We start from the raw sequence: 19,641 nt of genomic DNA, 5'->3' as shown, positions 1-19,641 counted from the left end.
GACACCCGGCCACCTAGACTCTCCCCGTGGCCACCGTGACGACCGATCCCCTCGTCGGCCGCCTGGTCGACGGGCGGTACGAGGTCGTCTCGCGCATCGCGCGAGGCGGCATGGCGACGGTGTACCTCGCGATCGACCGTCGGCTCGAGCGCGAGGTCGCGCTCAAGGTCATGCACCCCCACCTCGCCGAGGGCGCGTCCGGCGCCGACTTCGTCTCCCGCTTCCGCCGTGAGGCGCGCGCCGCGGCCCGCCTCACCCACCCGGGCCTCGTCGCCGTGTACGACCAGGGCCTCGACGGCGACACCAGCTACCTGACGATGGAGTACGTGGCGGGGTCGAACCTGCGCCGCACCATGCTCACCGAACGCACCCTGACGCTGGGTCGCACGCTCGACGTGCTCGACCACGTGCTCGACGCGCTCGCCGCCGCCCACCGCGCGGGGCTCGTGCACCGCGACATCAAGCCCGAGAACGTCCTGCTCGACACCGAGGGCCGGCTCAAGGTCACCGACTTCGGTCTCGCGCGCGCCGTGAACGAGGTGACCGCGACGACGACGGGCACGATCCTCGGGACCGTCGCCTACCTCTCCCCCGAGCTCATCGCGACCGGCACGTGCGACGCCCGCACCGACGTCTACGCGGCGGGCATCCTCGCGTACGAGATGCTGCTCGGCACCGTCCCGCACACCGGCACGACGCCGATCCAGGTCGCGTTCCAGCACGTGAACAACGACGTGCCGCCGCCGTCGGACGTCGCCCCGTGGATCCCGCCCGAGGTCGACGACCTGCTGTGCGCGCTCGCCGCGCGCGACCCCGCCGACCGCCCGGCCGACGCCGGCGCCGCGCTCGCGCTCGTGCGCTCGACCCGGGCCGCGCTCGACCCGGCCGACCTCGAACGGCGCGTCGACCCGCCCGCCGGGGGGTCCGCCGTCGTGCCGCCCCCGCCGGGTCCGGGCCCGCGGACCGAGCCCGACGACCCGTCCGCCGCCGTGACCGCGTCCCTCGCGGCGCTCAGCCTGCGCGACCGCGAGGCCGCGGGCCTCACCGAGCCGCTCGCCGTCGGGCACGTCGTCGCGCCGACCACGCGGCCCGCCCCGCCGCCCCCTGCTGCCCCGGCCCCGGCGCGGCGACGTGGCCACGGCCGCGTGGTCGTCTGGTCGCTCGTCGTGCTCCTCGTCCTCGCGGGCGTCGGCGGCGGCGCCGCGTGGTGGTTCTCGTCCGGGCCCGGCGCCTACACCCAGGTCCCGGACGGCCTCGTCGAGGCGTCGCGCCCGGAGGCCGTCGCGATCCTCGACGACGCGGGCCTCTCCCACACGGTCGAGGAGCGCTACGACGACGCCGTGCCCGAGGGCGCCGTCGTGGCGACCGACCCGGCGTCCGGCGAGGACGTGCGCAAGGACGGCAGCGTCCAGCTCGTCGTGTCGAAGGGCGTGCGGATGCTCACGGTGCCGACCGGCCTCGTGGGCGCGACGCAGGAGGAGGCGACCGCCGCGATCGAGGGCGCCGACCTGACGCTGGGCGACCCCGTCGCCACGCCGCACGACGATGTGCCGTCGGGCCAGGTCATGGCGGTGCAGGACCCCGACGGCAACGTCATCGAGGAGGGCGCCACGATCCGGCACGACGTGCCGGTGGTGCTGACCGTCTCGTCCGGGCCCGCGCCCGTCGTCGTGCCGCAGGTCACGGGCGCCGCGAAGGACGCCGCGGTCGCCGCGCTCGAGGAGCAGGGTCTCGTCCCCGCGGTCACCGAGGAGTACTCCGAGACCGTCGGCGCAGGGCTCGTGATCCGCCAGGACCCCGAGCAGGGCTCCGACGCCCACCGGAAGGACACCGTGAACGTCGTGGTGTCGCTCGGGCCCCCGCTCGTCGATGTCCCGAACGTCACCACCCGCAACGTCGCCGACGCCGAGAAGGCCCTCAAGGACGCGGGCTTCCAGGTGGAGATCCGCTACCCGCAGGGCATCCACCCGCTCAACATCGTCTACGCCCAGGACCCCCCGGGCGGTGACGGGCGCACCGCGCCCAAGGGCTCGACGATCGTCCTCAACGTCTTCTGACCTCGCGACCCGCGCAGACGGCTGTGGCCCGCCCCGACCACGGGACGGGCCACAGCCCTGCGCTCGACGGGAGACGGCCGTCTCCCCCGCGCCCTCAGCCGCGCAGCATCTCCGCGACCTGGAACGCCATCTCCAGCGACTGCTGGTGGTTGAGGCGCGGGTCGACGAGGGTCTCGTAGCGCAGGGCGAGCCCCGCGTCGTCGATCTCCTCGCTCCCGCCCAGCACCTCGGTCACGTCGTCGCCCGTGAGCTCGACGTGCAGCCCGCCCGGCACGGTCCCCGCGGCGCGGTGCACCTCGAAGAAGCCGCGCACCTCGTCGAGGACGTCGTCGAACCGGCGCGTCTTGTAGCCGCTCGCGGACGTGATGGTGTTGCCGTGCATGGGGTCCGTGACCCACGTGACGGGCACGCCCGCGCGCGCCACGGCCTCGACGAGCGGCGGGAGCGCGCCGCGCACGTTGCCCGCGCCCATGCGCGTGACGAAGGTCAGGCGGCCCTCGACGTCGTCGGGGTTGAGACGGCGGGCGAGCTCGAGCGCGACGTCGGGCGTCGTCGTCGGGCCGAGCTTGACCCCGATCGGGTTCGCGACGCGCGAGAGGAAGTCGACGTGCGCGCCGTCGAGCTGGCGCGTGCGCTCCCCGATCCACAGGAAGTGGGCCGACGTGTCGTACGCGTCCCCCGTGCGCGCGTCACGGCGCGTGAGCGCGCGCTCGTAGTCCAGCACGAGCGCCTCGTGGCTGACGAAGAACTCGACGGTGCGCAGCGCGTCGAAGTCGGCGCCGCACGCGTCCATGAAGCGGATCGCGCGGTCGATCTCGGACGCCGTCCGCTCGTACCGCGCGTAGGCGGGGTTGCGCATGAAGCCGCGGTTCCACTCGTGGACCTGGCGCAGGTCGGCGAAGCCGCCGGTCGTGAACGCGCGCACGACGTTCCACGTCGCCGCGGAGATCTGGTACGCCTGGACGAGGCGCTCCGGGTCGGGGATCCGCGCCTCGGGCGTGAAGGCGTGCCCGTTGATCATGTCGCCCCGGTACGCGGGCAGGGTCACGCCGTCGCGCGTCTCCGAGTCGGAGCTGCGCGGCTTGGCGTACTGCCCGGCCATGCGGCCCATCTTGACGACGGGCATGCTCGCGCCGTGCGTGAGGATCACCGCCATCTGGAGGATGGTGCGGATCTTGTTGCGGATCCGGTCGGCGTTCGCCTCGGCGAACGTCTCGGCGCAGTCGCCCCCCTGCAGGAGGAACGCCTCGCCCCGCCCGGCCGCGGCCAGGCGGGAGCGCAGCGTGTCGGCAGCCGCCGGCACCACGAGCGGCGCGGAGGCCGCCAGCCGGTCACGGACGGCGTCGAGCGCCGCCTCGTCCGGCCACGTCGGCTGCTGGAGCGCGACGAGCGTGCGGAAGTGGTCGAGCCCGGAGTCGGTCCCCGGCTCGCTCGTGGTGGTCATACGGCGTCCCCTGACGAGGTTCCTGGTGCGGTGGTGCCGGTCAGTGGGCCGCGGGCGTCGCAGGGACGAGCGGCTGGCCGATGCCCTCGAGGAGCTCGCCGAACCACTGCTGCGACACGTCGAACGCCTTGCCCCCGGCGATGCGCGGGAACTCGATGGCGCGCAGGCGGTCGCCGTTCTCCTCGTCGTGGCCGATGACGCCCGACTCGCCGCGCAGCGCGCACTCGACCGCGAGGTCGGTCATCGACTTGATGAGGCGCAGGTCCTCGGCGTTCGCGGCGGCCGCGCGCGAGAAGTAGCCGGACTTCTGGACCATGACCTTCTCGGCGCCCAGCTTGTCGGCGAACTGCTTGGCGAACCACTGGCCGGGGTTGACCGTGTCGAGCTTGACGTGGCCGAACGGGTCGCGCTGGACCTCCTCGCCCGCCGCCTCGAGCTGCGCCACGATCTCGTGCATGCCGGCGCCCTCGGACAGGAAGATGTTGACGTTGCCCTGCTCGTCCATGATCGCCTTGAGGCGCTCGGCCTCGGCGTCGATGTCGAGCGCGAGCTCCGGCAGGAAGACCGCGTGGACGTCCCAGCGCTCGCGCGTCAGGCCGAGGGCCGGGGCCCACTCCTGGGCGTCGAGCCACTTGCGGTACTCGGCGGCGGACGCCGCGGTGAGCCAGCCGCAGTGCCGGCCCATGACCTCGTGCACGATGAGCATGCGCGGGCCCGAGCGGTGCTCGCCGATGACGTTGGCGGCGAAGCCCGCGGCCTCCTCGGCGGCGGTCCACGCACCGAGCGACTGACGGATCGGGATCACGTCGTTGTCGATCGTCTTCGGCAGGCCCACCACCGTGAGCTCGTAGCCGTTCTCGTGGAGGTACGCGGCGAGGTCGGCCGCGGTCGTGTTCGTGTCGTCGCCGCCGATCGTGTGCAGCACGTCGACGCCGTCCGCCTTGAGCTGCTCCGCGGCGACCTGCAGCGGGTCCTGGCCCTCCTGGACGAGGCCGCGCTTGACGCAGTCGGCCGCGTTGGTGAGCTTGACGCGCGAGTTGCCGATCGGCGAGCCGCCGAAGCGGTGCAGGATCCCCGCCTGCTTGCGCCCCTCGGAGTCCACGACGATCTTCGTGCCGGTCAGCAGGCCGTGGTAGCCGTACTGGTAGGCGATGATCTCGATCTCCGGGTCGAGCTCCGTGTACCGCTCGATGAGACCCCCGACCGCGGAGGACAGGCACGGGGCGAAACCGCCCGCGGTGAGGAGGGCGACGCGACGAACCGACATGTGAACTCAGAACCTCTCGTAGGACGGATCCTGGCCGGACGGACGCGGTCCGGCGGGGTGGCGGCGACGGGGCTCGGGCCCTGCACGGGCCCGGCGCGACCGGCCGTCGCTCAGTCTACTGACGCCGCGCCGGGCTCCGGCGGCGGTTCCGGGACCTGGACGTCCGGGGCGGGGCGCCCGCCGGGGGCTCCGCCCGCCACCTCGGACTCGGTGTGGCCCGCCGCGAGGCGCGCCTTGGCCGTGGCCGCGTAGATGTCGACGTATTCCTGGCCGGACAGCCGCATGATCGCGTACTGGATCTCGTCGGCGACGGCGCGCAGGATGAAGCGGTCGTTCTCCATGCCGCGGTAGCGCGAGAAGTCGAGCGGCTCGCCGATGACGACCCCGATGCGCATGGGCGTGGGGATGACCTTGCCGATCGGCTGCGCGATGTTCGTCCCGACCATCGCGACCGGGACCACCGGGGCGCCCGACTCGAGCGCGAGGCGCGCGACGCCGGTCTTGCCGCGGTACAGCCGCCCGTCCGGGCTGCGCGTGCCCTCGGGATAGATGCCGAACAGGTCGCCCTCGCGCAGGACGCGCAGGCCCGTCTCGAGCGCGGCCTCGCTCGCCTTGCCGCCCGCGCGGTCCACGGGGATCGTGCCGACGCCGCGCATGAAGCCCGCGGTCAGGCGGCCTTTGACGCCCGTGCCCGTGAAGTAGTCGGACTTGCCGAGGAACTGGACCTTGCGGTCGAGGACGAGCGGCAGGATGAACGAGTCGATCACCGCGAGGTGGTTGCTCGCGAGGATGGCACCGCCCTCGTCCGGCACGTGCTCGACGCCCCGCGTCCAGGGACGGTACAGGAGCCGCAGGATCGGGCCGACCATCACCTGCTTCATGAACCAGTAGAACAACGTTCCTCCTCGCGGGGTCCCGGCGCGGGACGTGCATCCGACTCTAGAGTGATTCCCATGGCCGCACCGAACGCCCAGCCGGACTCCCCGCAGCCCGACGACGTCCCCGACCCCACGCCCGACGACGCGGCGCCGGGTGCGGACCACCCTGCCGCCGACGACGGGGAGGCGACGGCGCCGCGCGACGAGGCGCCCGAGCCCGCCCTCGACGTGGACGCCCGGTGGGCCGGCATCGTGGCCGAGCTCGCGGACCTGTCCGAGCTCGACCGGTCCGACCCGGGCGCCCGGCCGGGCGATGACGACCCCCGGGCCGCGCAGGACCCGGCGGCCGGAGCGCCCGAGGGCTCCCCGCGCAGCGGCCGCGACGTGCTCGGGTCCGTGCCCGTGGCGCCCTGGGTGCGCCCGACGGGGCCGCGCGACTGGCCCACGACGCCCGAGGTCGAGGACCTCGAGGAGGCCGAGAGCCACTTCGTGCCCCCGGACCCGCCGCTCGTCCTCGGTCGCGACCCGCTCCTGACGATGGCGTGGGCACTCGTCGTCGGCGTGCCGATCCTGCTGCTCGTCGTGCTGGTCGTGGCGCGCCCGTACCCCGTGCTCGTCGCGCAGGTGGGCGGCGGCGCCTTCCTCGTGGGGCTCGCGATCCTGCTCTGGCGCATGCCGCACCGGCGGGACGACGACGACCGGGGGCCGGGCGCCGTCGTCTGACGCCCGCGCCTCCCCTGCACCGCGCCCGCGCCGCCCGTCAGCGGCGCGCGAGGTCCGCGGCGCCGACGATGCCCGCCTCGTTGCCGTGCTCGGCGAGCTCGATCCGCGCCTCCGGGCGGTGCCCGCGCGCGGAGAGCTGGTCGGCGAACGCGCGCCGCACCGGCTGGAGCAGGAGGTCGCCCGCCGCACCGACGCCGCCGCCGATGACGATGAGCTCCGGGTCGAGCAGCGCCGTGACCGACGCCGCGCCCTCGCCGATCCAGCGGCCGAGGTTCGCGAGCAGCTCGACCGCGAGGTCGTCGCCCTCCTGCGCGGCCTGGGTGATCTGGGGACCGTTGAGCTTGTCCGGGTCGCCGCCGCAGATCTCGAGCAGGCGCGTCGCGCGGTCCGGCTGGGCGATGAGGGCGTTCTGCCCGTCACGCACGAGGGCGCGCCCGGACGCGTACTGCTCCCAGCAGCCCTCGTGCCCGCAGCCGCAGTAGTGCCCGCCGGGGACGACGCGCATGTGGCCGACCTCCGCCGCGACGCCCCACTTGCCGCGCACGAGCTCGCGGTCGACGACGATCGCGCCCCCGAGCCCCGTGCCGACCGTGAGCATGAGCATGTCGGTCGCGTCGCGCGCGACGCCGAACTGGAACTCCGCCCAGCCGGCCGCGTTCGCGTCGTTCTCCACGACGATCGGGACGTCGACGTCGCCGATGAGCTCGCGCACGTTGCGCGCCAGCGGGTACTCGCGCCACGCGATGTTCGGCGCGAAGAGCACCGAGGTGCGGTCCGGGCTGACGAAGCCGGCCGCCGCGAGGCCCATCGCGCCGACCTCGTGGTCGGCGGTGAGCTCGGCATAGACGTCGGCGATGGCGCGGTCGATGCTCGCGACGTCGTCGGGCTCGGTGTCGCGGCGCGTCTGGACGAGGATCTCGCCCTTCTCGTCGACGACCCCGGCCGCGATCTTCGTCCCGCCGATGTCCACCCCGATGGCGTGCATGTCCCGTCCTCTACTCGCTCGGTTCCGCTGACTGCAAGGTCTCGCTGCGGGTGCTCGCCCGCTCACGGACCACGCACGACGACGGGGCCTCGACCCCGCGCCACGGGTCGGGCCACCGGAACTCCGCGCCCGCGCGAAACGTTGCGCAAGCAGCGCACAGCACCTGAAGCCTACCGACAACGGCAGGTCTCGGGCACACGCCGCCACTGGGTAGGGTTCTCCCACCGTCGACTACTGCCACTGGAGCCAGAATGGACGAGATCAGCGCCCCACGGATCGTCGAAGTCGATCCCTCGAAGAACCTCAACGACCTCCTCGCGAGCCGCGTCGCGGCCGACCCGGCCGCGCCGATGGTCGAGCGCCGCACGGGTGCCGACGGTGCGTGGCAGGCGCTCAGCGCGCGCGAGTTCGACGCCGAGGTCGTCGCCGTCGCGAAGGGGCTCGTCGCCCGCGGCATCCAGCCGGGCGACCACGTGGGCATCATGTCGCGCACGCGCTACGAGTGGACCCTGCTCGACTGGGCGACGTGGGCGGCGGGCGCCGTGCCCGTGCCGCTCTACGAGACGTCGAGCCCGGAGCAGGTGCAGTGGATCCTCTCGGACGCGGACGTGCGCCTGCTCGTCGTGGAGACCGAGGCGCACGCGGCGACGGTCGAGGAGGTGCGCGACCAGGCCCCGGCCCTGCAGGACGTGCTGGCGATCGACGCGGGCGCGATCGCCACGCTCACGGCCGACGGCGCCGGCGTGGACGACGCCGAGATCGTGCGCCGGCGCGGCCTGGCCGACCTCGCGGACGTCGCGACGATCATCTACACCTCCGGCACGACCGGCCGGCCCAAGGGCGCGGAGCTCACGCACCAGAACTTCTACTCCCTCACGGTCAACGCCGTGGCCGCCGTGCCCGAGGTCTTCGGGGAGCCGGGCGGCCGCACGCTGCTGTTCATGCCGCTCGCCCACGTGTTCGCGCGGTTCATCGGCGTGCTCGTCGTGGCCGGCGGCACGGTGCTGGGCCACACGCCGGACACCAAGACGCTGCTCGAGGACCTCGGCACGTTCAAGCCGACGTACATCCTCTCGGTGCCGCGCGTCTTCGAGAAGGTCTACAACTCCTCGGAGCAGAAGGCGGCCGCGGGCGGCAAGCTGAAGATCTTCCACTGGGCCGCCGCGACCGCGATCGCGTACTCGCGCGCGCTCGACGAGCCGTCGGGGCCGGGCATCGGGCTGCGCCTGCAGCACAAGGTCGCGGACGCGCTCGTCTTCAAGAAGCTCCGGCACGCGCTCGGCGGTCGCGCGAAGTACGCCGTCTCGGGCGGCGCGCCGCTGGGCGAGCGGCTCGGCCACTTCTACCGCGGCATCGGCGTGCGGATCCTCGAGGGCTACGGCCTCACCGAGTCGACGGCACCGACGAGCGTCAACCGCCCCGGGAACACGAAGATCGGGACCGTCGGCGAGCAGCTCCCCGGCTGCGGCGCCCGGATCGCCGAGGACGGCGAGATCCTCCTGCGCGGGGACCACATCTTCCGCGGCTACCACAACAACGAGCAGGCGACCGCGGACGCGTTCGTCGACGGCTGGTTCCGCACCGGCGACCTCGGCTCGCTCGACGAGGACGGCTTCCTGCGCATCACCGGGCGCAAGAAGGAGATCATCGTCACCGCGGGCGGCAAGAACGTCGCACCCGCCGTCCTCGAGGACCGGATCCGCGCGCACGCGCTCGTCTCGCAGTGCGTCGTCGTGGGCGACCAGAAGCCGTTCATCGGCGCCCTGGTGACGCTCGACCCGGAGGGCCTGCCCGGCTGGGCGAGCATGCACGGCAAGGAGCCGCTGACCGTCGAGCAGGCGGCCAAGGACCCGGACGTCCTCGCCGCCCTCGACGCCGCGGTCACGCGCGCGAACCAGGCGGTGTCCCGCGCCGAGTCGATCCGCAAGTTCACGGTCCTCACGACGGACTTCACGGTCGAGAACGGCTACCTCACGCCGTCGCTCAAGGTGAAGCGCAGCGAGGTGCTCAAGGACTTCGCGGCCGACGTCGAGGCGATCTACGTCGACGGGCCCGCGCCCGTCCGCTGACACGGCCCGGGGCCCTCGTCCCCGCGCACCACGGCCCTCCCCGGCGGCACGCCGGGGAGGGCCGCGTCGTCAGCGGCGGGCGAGCCGCGCCAGGAGCGCGCGGGCCGGGACGCACGCCGCGCCCATCGCCTGCACGTCGTCGGCGACGGCGCGGTCGCTCGTCACCACGACGACCGGGCGCCCGGGCGGCTCGGCGGCGACCAGGCGCCGGATGAGGTCGTCCGCGATCTCCCCCGACGAGAACAGCACGCGCACGCCGCGCGGGGCGTGCACCGGCCGGGGGCCGCCGTCGGCGCCGTCGAAGCACACGGTGACCTCCGTGCCGGCGGCGGCCACGCGGAGCAGGCCGGCGAGGAGGCGGTCGCGCTGGTCCGCGAGCGACAGCTCGCCGTAGCCCGTCTTCGTCACGTTGTAGCCGTCGACGACCAGGTGCGTCCGCGGGACGGACAGCAGGTCGTCGACGAGCGCCGGGTCGTCCGCCGCGCGGCCGCGCGACCCCGGCCGGGGACGCGCCGCGTCCGGCAGCCCGGCGGCGACGTCGTCGGCGGGGGTCGTGGTCGACGGGCCGAGCGCGAGCTCGCGTCGGAGCCCCGCCGCCGCGTCGACCACCGAGTCCAGCAGGAGCCGCGCCCGGGCCGTGGCGAGGTCGGCCGACGACGTCCGCGCCCGGCGCGCCTCGTCCCGCTCCGCGCGCGCCCGGGCCAGCTCGACGGCGGCCGCGCGACGTTCCTCGCGCGCGTCCCGCAGCGCGGCCTCGGCGGCGTCCCGCTCCCCCCGCGCCGCCCGCTCGGCGGCCCGCGCCTCGGCCCGCGCCCGGTCCGCGTCCGCGCGCAGCCGCCGCTCGGTCCGGCGTACCGCGGCGAGCTCGGCCGTCGCGGCCTCCGCGCGTGCGTCGGCATCGCGGGCACGCGCCTGGAGCTCCTCGACCTGGCGGGCGAGCCGGTCGCGCTCGACGCGGAGGCGGGCCGCGTCGTCCCGGGCCGACCGGTCCGCCCGGAGGGTGTCGTCGAGCGAGCGAGCGCGCTCCACCTCCGCCTGCCAGCCGTCGGGCCGCAGGAGGAAGGCACCCGCCGCCCGCTCGCGCACCTGCGCCGGGGACAGGCCGTCCGGGGCCGCGTCGTCGGGCTCCGGCTCGCTGTCGTGCTCGCGGGACCAGGCCGCGGCGACCGCGTGCCGGAACCCCGCGTCGTCGACCAGGGCCCGCCACAGGGGCGCCGCGCCGGCCGTCGCCCGCCGCCGGGGCGCGAAGGCCCGCACCCGCTGGAGCGCGACCGGGACCAGGGCCGTGTCGAGCGCTCCGAGCGCGTCCGCCGCGGCGGCCACGAGGAGGCTGCGGACCGACGGCGGCACGTCCGGCTCCGCGGGCAGGGCGTCCTCCGGTCCGTCGGCCACCATGCGCCGCGCCTCCTCCGCACCTCGTCCGCGGGTCACCACGGGCGCTTCGTCCGTGATCGTCCTGATTCTCTCGGTCCCACCCTATGCCGCCCGGGGACGCGCGCCCCGGCTCCCGGCCTTCGTGTCGGCGGGCGACCGACGGACCTCGCGGCGGCGGTGTCGGTGGCCCTCGCTAGCCTCGCCGCCATGTCGTCCGGACCCGCCCTCGCCGCACCCCGCGCCGGGTCCGCACCGCAGGGCGTCCCCGTCCAGCCCACGCTCGAGGACCTCGGCACGCCGCTGCACGAGGTGACGTTCGTCGTCGTCGACCTCGAGACGACCGGCGGCTCCCCCGCGGGCGCCGGGATCACGGAGATCGGCGCGGTGAAGGTGCGCGGCGGCGAGGTGCTCGGCGAGTTCCAGACGCTCGTCGACCCCGGGGTGCCCGTCCCCGCCTTCGTCGCCCGGCTCACCGGCATCACGTCGTCCATGGTCGCCACCGCGCCCCGCATCGAGGCCGTGCTGCCCAGCTTCCTCGAGTTCGCGCGCGGCGCCGTGCTCGTCGCGCACAACGCCCCGTTCGACATCTCGTTCCTCAAGGCCGCGTGCCGCTCCGCGGGCTACGACTGGCCCGGGAACCAGGTGCTCGACACCGTGCCCCTCGCCCGGCGGGTCGTCACGCGCGACGAGGCGCCGAACCACAAGCTCGCGACGCTCGCGGCCCTCTTCCGCGCCACCGTCACGCCGGACCACCGCGCGCTCGCCGACGCACGCGCCACCGTCGACGTGCTGCACGCGCTCCTCGGCCGCCTCGGCCCGCTCGGCGTGACGCACCTGGAGGACCTCGCCGGGGCGACGGACCCCGTGCCGCAGGACGTGCGCCGCAAGCGCCACCTCGCCGACGGCCTGCCGGACGCGCCCGGCGTCTACCTCTTCCGCGGCCCCGGCGACGAGGTGCTGTACGTCGGCACGTCGACGTCGATCCGGCGCCGCGTGCGGTCGTACTTCACGCGCTCGGAGAAGCGCGGGCGCATCACCGAGATGGTGCGCATCGCGCACGCCGTCACGCCCGTCGTGTGCGCGACGCCGCTCGAGGCGCAGGTCCGCGAGCTGCGCCTCATCGCCGAGCACGCGCCGCGGTACAACCGCCGGTCGCGGCACCCGGAGCGCATGACGTGGGTCCGGCTCACCGACGAGGCGTACCCGCGCCTCTCGCTGGTCCGCGACGTCCGTGCACCGGCGGCACACATCGGCCCGTTCGCCTCGCGGCACCAGGCCCAGGCCGCCGTGGACGCCCTGCACGACGCCTTCGCGCTGCGCCAGTGCACCCGGCGTCTCCCCGTCGTCGCCTCGCCCGGCGCGACGGCGTGCGTGCTCGCCGAGATGGGCCGCTGCTCCGCCCCGTGCACGACGACCGAGCGCGACGCGGGCTACGGCGACGTCGCGGCGGGCGCACGCAAGGCCTTCGAGGGCGACCCGTCGCGCGTGGTCGCCGAGCTCGGGCGCCGCATCGTGGCGCTCTCGCGCGACGAGCGCTTCGAGCAGGCCGGCGAGCTCACCCAGCGCCTGCGCGCCTTCCTCACGGGCGCGGCGCGTGCGCAGCGGCTCGCCCCGCTCGCCGCGTGCGCCGAGCTCGTCGCCGCACGCCCGACGGACGCCGGTGGGTGGGAGGTCGTCGTCGTGCGGCACGCGCGGCTCGCCGCGACCGGCGTCAGCGCCCCGGGCACCGACCCGTGGCCGCTCGTGCACGCGCTCGTCGCGACGGGCGAGACGGTGGCACCACCCGTGCCGCCGGCCCCCGCGAGCCATCCGCACGAGGCCGAGATCCTGCTGTCGTGGCTTCAGGAACCCGGGGTGCGGATCGTCGACGTCACGGGTCCCTGGGCGTGCCCGGTCCGCTCGGCCGGGTCGCACGTGGACCTCGCGGCCACGGCCCGCCACGTCGCCCGCCACGCGGACGCCGACGGCGCCGACCTGGCCCACGCGTCGGCCGGGCCGACCGTAGAGTGGTCGCCTGACGACGACCCGTCCCCGGAGGAACCATGCTCACCGCCATCGTCCTGATCGACACCGACCCCGCACGCATCCCCGAGGTGGCGTCGGAGGTCGCGGACCTGCGCGGGGTCAGCGAGGTCTACTCGGTGACGGGCAAGGCGGACCTCGTCGCGATGGTGCGGGTCCAGGAGCACGACCAGCTCGCCGACGTCATCGCGGACCGCATCAGCAAGGTCCAGGGCGTCGTGCGCACCGAGACGTTCATCGCGTTCCGCGCCTACTCGAACGTCGACCTCGAGCAGGCGTTCGCCCTCGGCCTCGACGACTGACCGGCGGTCAGTCGCGCGCCGGCTGACCGGCTGTCAGTCGCGCGCCGCGGCCTCCGCCCAGCGGGCGAGCGCCGCGCGCGCGGCACCGGAGTCGACGCTGCGGGCCGCGACGTCGTAGGCCGCGCGCAGCCGCTCGACGAGCGAGCCCTCCGCGGTACCGGGCAGCGTGCCGTCGGCGACGAGGCCCGCGGCCGCGTTGAGCAGCACGGTCTCGCGCACCGCGCCCGGCTCGCCCGCGAGGAACCGCCGCGCGACGTCGGCGTTGTGCGCCGCGTTCCCGCCCCGCAGGTCCTCGACGGTGACGGGCGTCAGCGCGAGGTCGGCGACGGGGTCGAGGCGGTGCTCCGTCACGGCGCCGTCGCGCACCTCCCACACCGTGGCGCCGCCGGTGGCCGCGAGCTCGTCGAGACCGTCGTCGCCGCGGAACACGAGCGCCGACGTGCCGCGCCCGGCGAGCACGCCCGCGATGAGCGGCGCCATCCGGGCGTCGGCCACGCCGATCGCGGCCGCGCGCGGCTGCGCGGGGTTCGTCAGGGGGCCGAGCACGTTGAACGCCGTCGGGATGCCGAGCTCCTTGCGCGCGACGCCCGCGTGCCGCATCGACGGGTGGAACACCATGGCGAAGCAGAAGGTGATCCCCGCCTCCTGCACGATGCGCGCCACGCGGTCGGGACCGTGGTCGAGCCGGATCCCGAGCTCCTCGAGCACGTCCGCGGCCCCCGACGACGACGTCGCGGCGCGGTTGCCGTGCTTGACGACGCGCACGCCCGCGCCCGCGATGACGAGCGACGCCATCGTCGAGATGTTCACGGTGTGGGCGCGGTCGCCGCCCGTGCCGACGATGTCCACGGCGGGCCCGTCCACGGAGAAGCGGCTCGCGTGCGCGAGCATCGCGTCGGCGAGGCCGGTGAGCTCGGCGACCGTCTCGCCCTTCGCGCGCAGCGCGACGAGGAAGCTCGCGAGCCTCACGGGCGAGACCTCGCCCGACATGACCTGGTCCATGGCCCACGCGGTGCGCTCGGCGTCGAGGTCGTTCCCCGCGACGAGCTCGGTGAGCAGACCGGGCCAGGTGAGCCCCGCACCCGTCGAGTCGCTCGTGGTCGAGGCGGCAGGGTGCGGGGTGGCGGTCACGGGTGGCCCTTCGGCTGGTCGGTCTCCTGGTCGGCTACCGCGTGCCGGAGGCGCGCAGCAGGTCGGCGACGGCGCGCTGGAGGGCGACCGCGTCGAACGGCCGGGGCACCGCGTCGTCGGCGAGCGACCACGATGCTAGCCAACCGTCCTGCGGCCTGCCGGTGAGGACCAGGACCGGCGGGCAGGCGTAGATCTCGTTCTTGAGCTGGCGGCACAGACCCATGCCCCCGGCCTTGTCGGCCTCGCCGTCCAGGACCAGGAGGTCCCACCCGCCGGCGTCCGCCGACGCCACGACCGCCGCCGGGGTGGCCACCTCGTGCCACTCGATCTCCGGCTGCCCCGCGCCCAGCCGCCGCCCGACGGCGAGCAGCACCTGCTCGCGCACGGTCACGTCGTCGCTGTAGAGCAGGATGCGCGGCGCGCGCGGGGTCACGTCCGTGTCCCCGTGCGTCGTCGTCACGGTCGTCGTCATCGTCGTCACCGTCGCCTTCGTCGTTCCCTCGGGTGGGCCCGGGAGCGCGCGGCGCCGCGGGTGGCGGACGCACGTCCCGACGGGCATCTTGGCACGTCGGAGCCCTCCGCAGCACCCCTGCGGCGGGTCGCGCGCCGACCGGCTGCGGAGCGGGGACCAAGGGCCCTGGCCCGCGCCCCGGACGCCCGGGTTTCATGGCACTCGGACGGTTTCCGTCACCAAGTGCAGGTCTCCGTGGGAAGTTCTGGAGACATTGTGAGATTCACCGCCTCCGGGCTGCCGTCTGCGTGCCGCGAAGCTGAGGTTCGTCGGCCATAATGGCTCCTGTGTCGACCGCAACGGCTGCCCCCCACGCCCATCAGCACGTGAGCGTCAACCGACCGAACCCCGTCTCGGTCGGGACGATCGTGTGGCTGGCCAGCGAGCTCATGTTCTTCGCCGGCCTCTTCGCCATGTACTTCACGGTCCGCGCCGTGATGCCCGCCGACGAGTGGGCCCTCGAGGCGGACAAGCTCAACCTGACCTTCGCGGCGATCAACACGACCGTCCTGGTGCTGTCGTCGGTGACGTGCCAGATGGGCGTGTGGGCCGCCGAGCGCTTCCAGCCCGTCCGCACCGGCTCGATCTTCCAGGTGAACCGCTGGGGGATGAACGAGTGGATGACGCTGACGTTCCTCATGGGCGCGTTCTTCATCGGTGGTCAGATCTTCGAGTACGCCGAGCTCGTCGAGCACGGCGTGTCGATCTCCTCCACGCCCTACGGCTCCGTCTTCTACATCACGACCGGGTTCCACGGCCTCCACGTCGTCGGCGGCCTGATCGCCTTCCTGTTCCTTCTCGGCCGCTCGTTCTCGGCCAAGAACTTCGGGCACCACGAGGCCACGACGGCCATCGTGACGTCCTACTACTGGCACTTCGTCGACGTCGTGTGGATCGCGCTCTTCTTCGTGATCTACATCTTGCGCTGACGTCCCGCCCGGGTTCCGCCCCGGACCGCCCACCCGCCCCCTGCTCCCCCACCTGCGAGACGAGGATCATTTCGTGAAGGCACTCGCCGCCCGCAGACACCACCGCTTCGCGCCGGTCGTGCTGCTGCTGCTGGCGCTGCTGGTCACCGGTGGCGTCTACGCCGCCTTTGCCCCGACTTCGGCCAACGCCGAGACCGCCAGCACCGAGGACATCGAGACCGGCCAGAAGCTGTTCCAGGCCAACTGCGCCACGTGCCACGGGCCGAACGCCGAGGGCACGGCCACCGCGCCCTCGCTCGTCGGTGTCGGCGCTGCGTCGGTCGACTTCCAGGTGTCCACCGGCCGCATGCCCATGCAGATGGACGGTCCGCAGGCCATCCAGAAGCCGCGCCAGTTCGACGAGGAGCAGACGGCGCAGCTCGCCGCCTACGTCGCGTCGCTCGGCGCGGGCCCCGCGATCCCCACGGACGAGCAGGTCGACGCAGCGCTGGGCGACCCGGCCAACGGTGCCGCGGTCTTCCGCACCAACTGCGCGATGTGCCACAACGCGATCGGTGCGGGTGGCGCCCTCTCCGAGGGCAAGTTCGCTCCCCCGCTGTGGGACACCTCGGAGCGCAACATCTACCAGGCGATGCTCACCGGCCCGCAGTCGATGCCGGTCTTCAACGACGCCACCGTGACGCCCGAGGAGAAGCGGGACGTCATCGCGTTCCTCGCCGAGCAGCGCGACGGCTCCGCCGGCGGCCTGTCGCTCGGGTCGCTCGGTCCGGTCAGCGAGGGCCTGTGGGCCTGGATCGTCGGAATGGGCCTCCTCATCGGGGCCGCAGTGTGGATCGGAGCGAAGTCCTCGTGAGCGACTACCAGAGCCCCCGCTCGTCCGAGTCCTCGCACCGCGAGGTCGGGCACCGCGAGGAGCACGGCACCCTCGACACGTTCCCGGACCCCGGTCTGCCGGAGCACAAGAGCCGCATGGCCGACCGCGACCCGAAGGCGTCGAAGCGCGCCGAGCGTCAGGTCGCCGCCCTCTTCGGGATCTCCGTCATCGGCACCATCGCGGCCCTCGTCGTCTACTTCGTGATCCCGCCGGACGGGACCACGGCGGGCGTCCGCCTCTCGACGGTGGCGCTCGGCGTCGCCATCGCGTTCGCCCTGCTCGGCATCGGCTTCGGCGCGGTGCACTGGGCCAAGGTCCTCATGTCCGACCACGAGAAGGTGGACGAGCGCCACCCCATCGCGAGCGACCCCGAGACGCGCACCGCCGCGCTCGCCGAGCTCGACGCGGGCGTCAAGGACTCGGGCATCGCCCGCCGCGGCGTCCTCAAGGGCGCGGTCATCTCCGCCCTCGCGCTCTTCCCGCTCACCATCGCGGTCCCGCTCGTCGGGAGCGTCGGTGGCGACTGGAACGTCTCCAAGTTCAAGCACACCCTCTGGCAGCGGGGCACGCGCCTCGCGATCGATCCCTCGGGCCGGCCCATCAAGGCCGCCGACGTCACCATCGGCTCGGTGGTCCACGTCATCCCCGAGGCCTCGCAGGAGGAGATGCGGTCCCACGAGTGGATCACGGAGAAGGCCAAGGCCGTCGTCCTCCTGGTCCGTCTCGACCCGCGCGACATCGTGTCCGAGCAGTCCCCCGCCGGGGAGAGCTGGTCGTACGACGGCATCGTCGCGTTCTCCAAGATCTGCACGCACGTCGGCTGCCCCGTCGCTCTCTACGAGCAGCAGACGCACCACCTGCTGTGCCCGTGCCACCAGTCGACGTTCGACGTGGCCGACAGCGCCAAGGTGGTCTTCGGCCCCGCGAAGCGGCCCCTGCCGCAGCTGCCGATCACCGTTGATGACGAGGGCTACCTGGTTGCGCAGAGCGACTTCCACGAGCCCATCGGCCCGAGCTTCTGGGAGCGTCTGAAGTGACCACCAGCACCGGAACCGCCGCACCTCGGGCGGCCGCACCGAAGTCAGCCGCGCCGACGACCCCCGCCGGGAAGGCCGCGGACTACCTCGACCAGCGCACCGGCATCGGTGTCGCCGTCAAGGAGTTCGCGCGCAAGGTCTTCCCCGACCACTGGTCGTTCCTCCTGGGCGAGATCGCGCTCTACTCGTTCGTCGTCCTGATCCTCACCGGCATCTTCCTGACGATGTTCTTCGTCCCGAGCATGTCCCTGGTGACCTACCACGGCGAGCCCGCCTCGATGGACGGCGTGCTCATGTCCGACGCGTTCGCGTCGACGCTGCACATGTCGTTCGAGGTCCGCGGCGGTCTGCTCATGCGGCAGATCCACCACTGGGCCGCGCTGATCTTCATGGCGTCGATCGTCACGCACATGATGCGCGTGTTCTTCACGGGCGCGTTCCGCAAGCCCCGCGAGGTCAACTGGCTCGTCGGCATGCTGCTCATGATCATGGGCCTCGCCGCCGGCTTCTCCGGCTACTCGCTGCCCGACGACGTCCTGTCGGGCAACGGCCTGCGCATCACCGACGGCGTCGTCAAGGCGATCCCGCTCATCGGCTCGTACATGTCGTACTTCATCTTCGGCGGCGAGTTCCCGGGCGAGCACATCATCCCGAGACTGTTCACGGTCCACATCCTCCTGGTGCCGGGCCTGATCCTCGCGCTGGTCGCGCTCCACCTGTTCTTCGTCGTGCTTCACAAGCACACGCAGTACCCGGGTGGCGGCCGCACGGACACCAACGTGGTCGGCTTCCCGCTGTTCCCCGTGTACGTCGCGAAGGCCGGCGGCTTCTTCTTCGTCGTGTTCGGCATCCTCGCCCTCATGGGCGGCACGATGGCGATCAACAACGTCTGGAACTACGGCCCCTACGATCCGTCACCGGTCTCCGCGGGAGCACAGCCCGACTGGTACATGCTGTTCCTCGAAGGGTCCTTGCGACTCATGCCGGGGCAGACGGAGTTCGTCATCGGCGGGTACACGCTGTCGCTGAACGTCCTCATCCCCGCGGTCGTCGTGCCGGGCCTGCTGTTCACGTTCCTGTTCGTCTACCCGTTCCTCGAGTCCGCGGTGACGAAGGACAAGCGCGAGCACCACGTCCTCGACCGCCCGCGCAACGTGCCGGTTCGCACCGGCCTGGGCGTCGCGTTCCTCACGGCGTTCATCATCCTGGCGCTCGCCGGGTCGAACGACCTCATCGCGACGCACTTCCACATGTCGATCAACACGATCACCTGGGCCTTCCGGATCCTGATCTTCGTGGGCCCCTGGTTCGCGTTCTGGGTCACCAAGCGCATCTGCCTCGGGCTGCAGCGCAAGGACCGCGAGCTCGTGCTGCACGGCCACGAGACCGGCCGGATCGTCCGGTTCGCGCACGGCGAGTACATCGAGGTCCACCGCCCGCTCGACGAGCAGGAGCGCTGGCTGCGGGTCAACTACTCCGCCCACGCCCCGCTCGAGATCGAGCCGGCGACGGACTCCCGCGGCGTGCGTCGCAAGGGCTACAAGAAGGACAAGCGTCTCCAGCGCCTGTCGCGGTTCTTCTACGAGGACCGCATCGAGCCCGTGACGCCGGCCGAGCTCGCCGCCGCGCACTCGCACGGTGAGCACGACGCCCTCGAGAGCACGAGCCACGAGCAGATCGAGGCCGGGACCGCCCCCGTCGGCGGCGGTCGGGACCTCGTGGAGCCGGAGAAGGGCGCCGACGAGCGCTGACCTCCGGGTTCCTGCACAGTAGGACGATGACCCGCGACCAGCCCCCGCTTTCCGGCGGGCAGGTCGCGGGTCATCGTCGTCCCTGCCCCCGGGGCGCGGCAGCGCCCGCTTAAGGCGGCAGGGACACCGTCAGTTCACTGCCCAGGGACCGTCGGACGACCTCCGGCGGTCCGTACCAGGAGGTACATCCGGATGCCCGCTTACACCCTGCCCGAGCTGTCCTACGACTACGGTGCGCTCGAGCCGCACATCTCCGGGCGGATCATGGAGCTGCACCACTCCAAGCA

General features: G+C 73.5%; 16 protein-coding genes and 1 pseudogene. 10 read left to right on the top strand and 7 right to left on the bottom strand.

The annotated features are described in order from the left end of the window. Positions 1–26: 26 nt before the first annotated feature. Complete coding sequence (gene pknB / locus E1O70_RS03075) at positions 27–2,057, top strand: Stk1 family PASTA domain-containing Ser/Thr kinase (RefSeq protein WP_061267342.1); 2,031 nt, start codon at positions 27–29, stop codon at positions 2,055–2,057. A 94-nt stretch (positions 2,058–2,151) separates the two neighbouring features. On the opposite strand, the gene E1O70_RS03070 is transcribed toward pknB, so the two are convergent. The 3 genes from E1O70_RS03070 to E1O70_RS03060 form a co-directional block, all read right to left on the bottom strand. After that, positions 2,152–3,501, bottom strand: a complete 1,350-nt coding sequence (locus E1O70_RS03070; protein ID WP_061267341.1) for a class II 3-deoxy-7-phosphoheptulonate synthase — start codon at positions 3,499–3,501, stop codon at positions 2,152–2,154. Between the two features lie 40 nt (positions 3,502–3,541). Next, the gene (locus tag E1O70_RS03065; RefSeq protein WP_061267340.1) at positions 3,542–4,768 is read right to left on the bottom strand and encodes a pyrophosphate--fructose-6-phosphate 1-phosphotransferase; all 1,227 of its coding nucleotides are present in this window, start codon (positions 4,766–4,768) and stop codon (positions 3,542–3,544) included. A 110-nt stretch (positions 4,769–4,878) separates the two neighbouring features. Further along, the gene (locus E1O70_RS03060; protein WP_228075234.1) at positions 4,879–5,664 is read right to left on the bottom strand and encodes a lysophospholipid acyltransferase family protein; all 786 of its coding nucleotides are present in this window, start codon (positions 5,662–5,664) and stop codon (positions 4,879–4,881) included. Between the two features lie 57 nt (positions 5,665–5,721). On the opposite strand from E1O70_RS03060, the gene E1O70_RS03055 reads away from it, so the two are divergent. Beyond that, positions 5,722–6,369, top strand: coding sequence for a hypothetical protein (locus E1O70_RS03055; protein ID WP_061267339.1), 648 nt, complete (start codon positions 5,722–5,724; stop codon positions 6,367–6,369). A gap of 37 nt (positions 6,370–6,406) precedes the next feature. Here E1O70_RS03055 and E1O70_RS03050 read toward each other — a convergent pair whose 3' ends face one another. After that, entirely contained in the window at positions 6,407–7,354 is a 948-nt protein-coding gene (locus tag E1O70_RS03050) for an ROK family glucokinase (protein WP_043658218.1), read from the bottom strand. Positions 7,355–7,605: 251 nt separating this feature from the next. Between E1O70_RS03050 and E1O70_RS03045 the strand changes: the two genes are divergently transcribed. Then, positions 7,606–9,423, top strand: a complete 1,818-nt coding sequence (locus tag E1O70_RS03045) for an AMP-dependent synthetase/ligase (RefSeq protein ID WP_061267338.1) — start codon at positions 7,606–7,608, stop codon at positions 9,421–9,423. A gap of 69 nt (positions 9,424–9,492) precedes the next feature. On the opposite strand, the gene E1O70_RS03040 is transcribed toward E1O70_RS03045, so the two are convergent. Further along, positions 9,493–10,818 carry an NYN domain-containing protein gene (locus E1O70_RS03040; protein ID WP_128957490.1) on the bottom strand — a complete coding sequence of 442 codons (1,326 nt, stop codon included), beginning with the start codon at positions 10,816–10,818 and terminating at the stop codon, positions 9,493–9,495. 186 nt (positions 10,819–11,004) lie between these two features. Here E1O70_RS03040 and E1O70_RS03035 point away from each other — a divergent pair, with 186 nt between their 5' ends. Both E1O70_RS03035 and E1O70_RS03030 read left to right on the top strand, forming a co-directional pair. Beyond that, positions 11,005–12,861, top strand: a complete 1,857-nt coding sequence (locus E1O70_RS03035; protein ID WP_082774861.1) for a DEDD exonuclease domain-containing protein — start codon at positions 11,005–11,007, stop codon at positions 12,859–12,861. Next, entirely contained in the window at positions 12,840–13,121 is a 282-nt protein-coding gene (locus E1O70_RS03030) for an Lrp/AsnC family transcriptional regulator (protein WP_034654744.1), read from the top strand. The genes E1O70_RS03035 and E1O70_RS03030 overlap by 22 nt, the downstream gene beginning before the upstream one ends. Before the next feature lie 33 nt (positions 13,122–13,154). Here E1O70_RS03030 and trpD read toward each other — a convergent pair whose 3' ends face one another. Together trpD and E1O70_RS03020 are read right to left on the bottom strand one after the other, a co-directional pair. Next, positions 13,155–14,252 (bottom strand): anthranilate phosphoribosyltransferase, encoded by a 1,098-nt coding sequence (gene trpD / locus E1O70_RS03025; RefSeq protein WP_061269446.1) that lies wholly within the window; start codon positions 14,250–14,252, stop codon positions 13,155–13,157. A 34-nt stretch (positions 14,253–14,286) separates the two neighbouring features. Then, positions 14,287–14,724, bottom strand: a complete 438-nt coding sequence (locus E1O70_RS03020; protein WP_021481151.1) for a response regulator — start codon at positions 14,722–14,724, stop codon at positions 14,287–14,289. Between the two features lie 317 nt (positions 14,725–15,041). Between E1O70_RS03020 and ctaE the strand changes: the two genes are divergently transcribed. The 5 genes and pseudogenes from ctaE to E1O70_RS02995 all read left to right on the top strand — a co-directional run. Continuing rightward, the gene (ctaE, locus tag E1O70_RS03015) at positions 15,042–15,692 is read left to right on the top strand and encodes an aa3-type cytochrome oxidase subunit III (RefSeq protein ID WP_021481150.1); all 651 of its coding nucleotides are present in this window, start codon (positions 15,042–15,044) and stop codon (positions 15,690–15,692) included. A 73-nt stretch (positions 15,693–15,765) separates the two neighbouring features. Then, positions 15,766–16,545: a cytochrome bc1 complex diheme cytochrome c subunit gene (gene qcrC / locus E1O70_RS03010; protein ID WP_021481149.1), complete on the top strand. Its 780-nt coding sequence runs from the start codon at positions 15,766–15,768 to the stop codon at positions 16,543–16,545. Beyond that, the gene (qcrA, locus tag E1O70_RS03005; protein ID WP_061269447.1) at positions 16,542–17,603 is read left to right on the top strand and encodes a cytochrome bc1 complex Rieske iron-sulfur subunit; all 1,062 of its coding nucleotides are present in this window, start codon (positions 16,542–16,544) and stop codon (positions 17,601–17,603) included. Before qcrC ends, qcrA begins: the two co-directional genes overlap by 4 nt. Then, the gene (qcrB, locus tag E1O70_RS03000) at positions 17,600–19,354 is read left to right on the top strand and encodes a cytochrome bc1 complex cytochrome b subunit (RefSeq protein ID WP_021481147.1); all 1,755 of its coding nucleotides are present in this window, start codon (positions 17,600–17,602) and stop codon (positions 19,352–19,354) included. The genes qcrA and qcrB overlap by 4 nt, the downstream gene beginning before the upstream one ends. A gap of 192 nt (positions 19,355–19,546) precedes the next feature. Then, positions 19,547–19,641 (top strand): annotated as a pseudogene (locus tag E1O70_RS02995) (superoxide dismutase); the annotation flags it as partial.

The sequence above is a fragment of the Cellulosimicrobium funkei genome, assembly GCF_004519295.1.
In the GTDB taxonomy this organism is placed as follows: domain Bacteria; phylum Actinomycetota; class Actinomycetes; order Actinomycetales; family Cellulomonadaceae; genus Cellulosimicrobium; species Cellulosimicrobium funkei.
This window is presented reverse-complemented; position numbering and strand designations above follow the sequence as displayed.

What these genes read in the sequence shown, in the direction of transcription:
- ctaE (WP_021481150.1), top strand. Translation starts at nt 15,042, where the DNA reads ATGGCTCCTGTGTCGACCGCAACGGCTGCCCCCCACGCCCATCAGCAC.
- E1O70_RS03020 (WP_021481151.1), bottom strand. Translation starts at nt 14,724, where the DNA reads ATGACGACGACCGTGACGACGACGCACGGGGACACGGACGTGACCCCG.
- E1O70_RS03065 (WP_061267340.1), bottom strand. Translation starts at nt 4,768, where the DNA reads ATGTCGGTTCGTCGCGTCGCCCTCCTCACCGCGGGCGGTTTCGCCCCG.
- E1O70_RS03040 (WP_128957490.1), bottom strand. Translation starts at nt 10,818, where the DNA reads ATGGTGGCCGACGGACCGGAGGACGCCCTGCCCGCGGAGCCGGACGTG.
- E1O70_RS03050 (WP_043658218.1), bottom strand. Translation starts at nt 7,354, where the DNA reads ATGCACGCCATCGGGGTGGACATCGGCGGGACGAAGATCGCGGCCGGG.
- E1O70_RS03070 (WP_061267341.1), bottom strand. Translation starts at nt 3,501, where the DNA reads ATGACCACCACGAGCGAGCCGGGGACCGACTCCGGGCTCGACCACTTC.
- E1O70_RS03035 (WP_082774861.1), top strand. Translation starts at nt 11,005, where the DNA reads ATGTCGTCCGGACCCGCCCTCGCCGCACCCCGCGCCGGGTCCGCACCG.
- E1O70_RS03055 (WP_061267339.1), top strand. Translation starts at nt 5,722, where the DNA reads ATGGCCGCACCGAACGCCCAGCCGGACTCCCCGCAGCCCGACGACGTC.
- E1O70_RS03030 (WP_034654744.1), top strand. Translation starts at nt 12,840, where the DNA reads ATGCTCACCGCCATCGTCCTGATCGACACCGACCCCGCACGCATCCCC.
- E1O70_RS03045 (WP_061267338.1), top strand. Translation starts at nt 7,606, where the DNA reads ATGGACGAGATCAGCGCCCCACGGATCGTCGAAGTCGATCCCTCGAAG.